Consider the following 2067-nt stretch of genomic DNA (forward strand, 5'->3'; position numbering starts at 1 on the left):
GGTGGTATCGGGAACATTGTCACCATTGGTATCATACCCTTCGGTAGCATCTGGAATACCATCGCCATCAGCATCGGTATCCACATAGTCCGCACCACCAGTRCCRTCTATATCAACTACATCTGGATCTAAAGCAGTACCATTGGTATCATAAGCATCATTCACTCCATTACCATCGGTATCAGATTCATCTACTAAAGGTGTTAAAGGATCATCGACAATAGGGGCAATATAACCCGCTGTGGTCTGACCCTCGATATTATCTACTATACCATCATCATCAGCATCGATATCTAAATAGTCAGGACCATCGTTAGGATTCATATCCGTATCCGTAGGTGTACCACTAACTCCCGCACCATCAACACCTCCATCTTCTGCAGTATCTGGAATACCATTCGTTCCAACACTACCATTGATCTGACCATCATTGTCCGTATCTAATACTCCATTGCCAGTCTCTACTACATCGTATAATCCATCATTATCACTGTCTAAATCTAAGTGGTTGGGAATACCATCTCCATCATTGTCATACACATCCGGAACACCATCACCATTACTRTCTGTATARTCMGTCGTACTTCCATCACCAGTACCATCATCACTATCATCCTGCCAGTTAGGAACACCATCACCATCCTCATCGCCATTAGGAGCATTTCCGCCACTCTCTACAACATCGGGAATACCATCATTGTCATCATCCTCATCAACATTATCGGCAATACCATCATCATCCGCATCTAATGGATCCCKCCAGTCTCTATCATCCCCTGGATTGTCATCATCGGGAAAGTCTGTTGGTACTGTACCACCATTGGTAGCTCCGCCAGCATCCGTAGTCGCTGTACCATCAACATCATAGTTGTCATCTAATCCATCRCCATCACTRTCATTACCACTCGGWARSGTATCWGCTACATTGTCCCCATCGGTATCATAMCCTTCGGTAGCATCTGGAATACCATCRCCATCAGCATCRGTATCCACATAGTCCGCACCACCAGTACCGTCTATATCAACTACATCTGGATCTAAAGCAGTACCATTGGTATCATAAGCATCATTCACTCCATTACCATCGGTATCCGATTCATCAACCAATGGCGTTAAAGGATCATCAACAATAGGGGCAATATAACCCGCTGTGGTCTGACCCTCGATATTATCTACTATACCATCATCATCAGCATCGATATCTAAATAATCAGGACCATCGTTAGGATTCATATCCGTATCCGTAGGTGTACCACTTACTCCCGCGCCATCAACACCTCCATCTTCTGCAGTATCTGGAATACCATTCGTTCCAACACTTCCGTTGATCTGACCATCATTGTCCGTATCTAATACACCATTGCCMGTCTCTACTACATCRTATAATCCATCATTATCACTGTCTAAATCTAAGTGGTTGGGAATACCATCACCATCATTGTCATACACATCCGGAACACCATCACCATTACTATCTGTATAGTCCGTCGTACTTCCATCTCCAGTACCATCATCACTATCATCCTGCCAGTTAGGAAYACCATCGCCATCCTCATCWCCATTAGGGGCRTTTCCTCCACTCTCTACAACATCGGGAATACCATCATTGTCATCATCCTCATCTATATTATCCGCTATACCATCATCATCTGCATCTAATGGATCTCGCCAGTCTCTATCATCCCCTGGATTGTCATCATCAGGAAAGTCCGTGGGTACTGTACCGCCATTGGTAGCTCCGCCAGCATCCGTAGTCGCTGTACCATCAACATCATAGTTGTCATCTAATCCATCGCCATCACTATCATTACCACTCGGTAAGGTATCRGSWACATTGTCMCCATYGGTATCATACCCTTCGGTAGCATCTGGAATACCATCRCCATCAGCATCRGTATCCACATAGTCCGCACCACCAGTGCCATCTATATCAACTACATCTGGATCTAAAGCAGTACCATTGGTATCATAAGCATCATTCACTCCATTACCATCGGTATCAGATTCATCTACTAAAGGTGTTAAAGGATCATCGACAATAGGGGCAATATAACCCGCTGTGGTCTG

1 pseudogene is annotated in these 2067 nt (G+C 44.5%); it reads right to left on the reverse strand.

From position 1 onward, the window contains the following. Positions 1-2067, reverse strand: a pseudogene (locus GBO31_RS23315) (hypothetical protein); the annotation flags it as partial.

It is taken from the genome of Aquimarina litoralis, from assembly GCF_019295435.1.
In the GTDB taxonomy this organism is placed as follows: Bacteria; Bacteroidota; Bacteroidia; order Flavobacteriales; family Flavobacteriaceae; genus Aquimarina; species Aquimarina litoralis_A.